Raw genomic sequence first — 3,029 nt, forward strand, 5'->3', positions numbered from 1 at the left:
CCGCCCGCGGCCGGCGCCGCGGGCGGCAGGCCGGCCGCAGCTCGGCGGCGTACCGGTCGGCGGCCCCGAAGGCGCGCGCCAGGTCGAGGACGACGTCGTCGTCGCTCCCCTGCGCCCCGGGCAGCGCCGGCATGCGGTCGGTCAGCGCCTCGGCCAGGTCGGCCTCGAGGCCGTCGGTGAGGTCCTCGACGACCTCCGGCCCCAGGTCCGCCAGGTGCAGCCGCACGGCCTCGGCGTAGCCGCGGAGGTGGGCGTCGAGCAGGTTTCCGGTGGTCATCACGCAGCCTCGTTCCTCGAGCCGAGCAGGCCGCCGAGCGTCCGGGCGAACTCCTGCCACTCCTTGCGCTGGGTCGCGAGCATCGCCCTGCCGTGCGGGGTGATGCCGTAGTACTTGCGGTGCGGGCCCTCGACCGAGGGCTGGACGTAGCTGGTCAGCGCGCCGGCCGCGTACAGCCGGCGCAGCGTGCCGTACACCGACGCGTCGCCGACGTCGTGCAGCCCCTGCGCGCGCAGGCGGCGCACGACGTCGTAGCCGTAGCCGTCCTCCGCCTCGACGACGGCCAGCACGGCGGCGTCGAGCACTCCCTTGAGCAGCTGGGTGGTGTCCATGCGCGTCCTCCCGTGACCTCTGCGCCGGACGGTACTACGCGATGCGCACTAGCGGGCCCGCGCGCCCCGCGACACGCCGACGGCGTGTCGGGGAGCCTGCGCGGGCCGGGCGCGGGACGGGCGCGGGAGCGGGCGGGGCGGGGTGGGGTGGGGCCGGCCCGGGGCGCCGTCAGGCGACGGAGAGGGCGATCCCGTCGAGGATGTCGTGCTCGCTGGTCACGACGGCGGTGAGCTCGCCGCCGGCGGCGGCGACCTCGTCGCGCACGCGGGCGACCACCTCGCCCCAGATCAGCGCGCCGGCGCCGATGACGTCGGCCCGGCCGGGGTGCATGAACCCGAGCGCCAGCCGCTCCTCGCGCGTCATGCGCAGCAGCCGGTCGCACGCGTCGAGGACCTGCTCGACGGACAGCTGCGCGCCGTCGACGCGCTCGCGCTGGTAGCTGGGCAGGTCGAGGGCGAAGGCGGTCACCGACGTCACCGAGCCGGCGAGGCCCACCAGCGTCGTCGTGCGGCCCAGCGGCACCACGGCGGCCGCGGCGTCGAGCGCGGCGCGGACGTCCGCCCGCGCCGCGGCGACCTCCGCCTCGGCGGGCGGGTCGCTGCGCAGGTGGCGCTCCGTGAGGCGCACGGAGCCGACGTCCATCGACAGCGCGGCCTCCGGCGCTTCGGTGCCGAGCACCAGCTCGGTGGACCCGCCGCCGAGGTCGACGACGAGGAACGGGCCGGGGTGCGACGCGGAGACGGCGCCGGTGGCGCCGCGGAAGGACAGCGCGGCCTCCTCGTCGCCGGAGACGACCTCCGGGGCGACGCCGAGCTCCGCGACGATCCCGTCGACGAACGCCTGACGGTTGCGCGCGTCGCGCGTGGCCGAGGTGGCGACGAACCGGACCTCCTGCGCCCCCGCGGCGCGCACCGCCTGGGCGTACTCGCGGGTCGCGGCGAACGTGCGCTCCAGCGCGTCCGGGTGCAGCTCGCCGGTGCGGTCCACGCCCTGGCCGAGCCGCACGATTGTGGTGCGGCGGTCGACCTCGCGCAGCGTGCCGTCGTCGGCGACGTCGGCCACCAGGAGGCGGATGGAGTTGGTGCCGCAGTCGACGGCGGCGACGCGGCGGGGCTCCGGGGCGGGGGCGGCGGGGTGCTGCAGGGTCGCGGGCTCGGTCACGCGGACCACCCTCTCACCCGCCGCCGACGCCGGCAGCCGGTCGGGCAGGTGTCCGGACCGGCGGTCAGCACGTGCAGCGGTCCCGCCGCCACATCGGCGCGGCGAGCTCCAGCGCCTCCTCGCCCAGCGGGTTGACGCCCGGGCGGGCCAGCGCGTGCGCCATCAGCACGTGCAGGCACTTGACGCGCGTGGGCATGCCCCCGGCCGAGATGCCGTCGATCTCCTCGACGTGGCCCAGCTCCTCGCGGTCGGCGAGGTAGGACGCGTGGGCGCGGGCGTACGCGGCGGCGAGCTCGGGGTCCTGCTCGAGGCGCGCCGTCATCTCCTTCATCACGCCGTTCGCCTCCAGCGTCGAGGCCGCGGCGACGGCGCCCGGGTGCGTGAGGTAGTACGTGGTGGGGAACGGCGTGCCGTCGGGCAGCCGCGGCACGGTGCGCGCCACGAGCGGGCGGCCGCACACGCAGCGGGCGGCGACGCCCACGACGCCGCGCGGCTCGCGCCCGAGCTGCTCGGCGAGGACCTCGAGGTCGGCGGGCGTGACGTCGGTCGGGTCGGCGGGGACAGGGTGGCTCACGTCCCCATTGTCCCGTAGCCGTCACGGGCCGGCGGACGCGTGGCGGACGGCGGCCCGCGAGCGGTCAGCCGCCCGACGGCGACGGGCTCGGCGCGGGCGAGGCTCCAGCCGACGGTGCCGTCGACGGCGCGGACGAGGGCCGCGGGGATGCCGCCGGCGTCGGTCCGTCGGCCACCTGCACCGACTCCCACAGCGCGGTGTACCAGGGCGTGTCCGACCCGCCGTCGGTGCCGACGACGCCGTCGGACACCGGCTTGCCGGTGGTGGGGTCGACGTCCTCGACCACGCTGTCGGCGTCGAGGACGCGCCACACGTGGTCGCCGGGCATCACGAAGCTCAGCCGGTCGCGCGCCTGCCCGACGACGTAGGACTCGTCGTCCCAGCGGGCCAGCTCGCGGTCCAGCGCGTCGCGCTCCGCCTCGTGGGCGGCGAGCTCGGCGCGCAGCTCGCTGGTCTCCGACGTCTGCGCCACCCAGGCGCGCACCGTCGGCACGAGCAGCACCGCGGCGATCATCACGACGACGGCGAGCACGATGAGCCGCACCGTCAGCACCTCGGGCATCGACCGGTGCGCACGCCCCGAGGCGGCGCGCGCGGCCGGCGCGGCAGCCGCCGGCACCGAGCCGTTCACCGTCGTCCGCGGGCGCCCCGCACCGGCGCGGCCGCCCGCCGCGCGGGCCCCGG

Annotated in this window: 4 protein-coding genes and 1 pseudogene; all 5 read right to left on the reverse strand. The window is 77.6% G+C overall.

Going from position 1 to position 3,029, the window contains the following annotated elements; genetic code table 11:
- Positions 1-277, reverse strand: a pseudogene (locus GSF02_RS18360) (hypothetical protein); the annotation flags it as partial.
- Entirely contained in the window at positions 277-609 is a 333-nt protein-coding gene (locus tag GSF02_RS18365; RefSeq protein WP_159798808.1) for a PadR family transcriptional regulator, read from the reverse strand. The gene GSF02_RS18365 and the pseudogene GSF02_RS18360, both read right to left, overlap by 1 nt.
- A 169-nt stretch (positions 610-778) precedes the next feature.
- On the reverse strand, positions 779-1,771 hold the full coding sequence (locus tag GSF02_RS18370) for a Ppx/GppA phosphatase family protein (protein ID WP_235915696.1): 993 nt from the start codon (positions 1,769-1,771) through the stop codon (positions 779-781).
- Between the two features lie 64 nt (positions 1,772-1,835).
- Entirely contained in the window at positions 1,836-2,345 is a 510-nt protein-coding gene (locus GSF02_RS18375; protein WP_159798809.1) for a DUF501 domain-containing protein, read from the reverse strand.
- Between the two features lie 64 nt (positions 2,346-2,409).
- Positions 2,410-3,029, reverse strand: a 620-nt coding sequence (locus tag GSF02_RS18380) for an FtsB family cell division protein (RefSeq protein WP_328799046.1), incomplete at its 5' end; no start/stop codon positions are given.

The organism is Puerhibacterium puerhi (genome assembly GCF_009846865.1).
In the GTDB taxonomy this organism is placed as follows: domain Bacteria; phylum Actinomycetota; class Actinomycetes; order Actinomycetales; family Cellulomonadaceae; genus Puerhibacterium; species Puerhibacterium puerhi.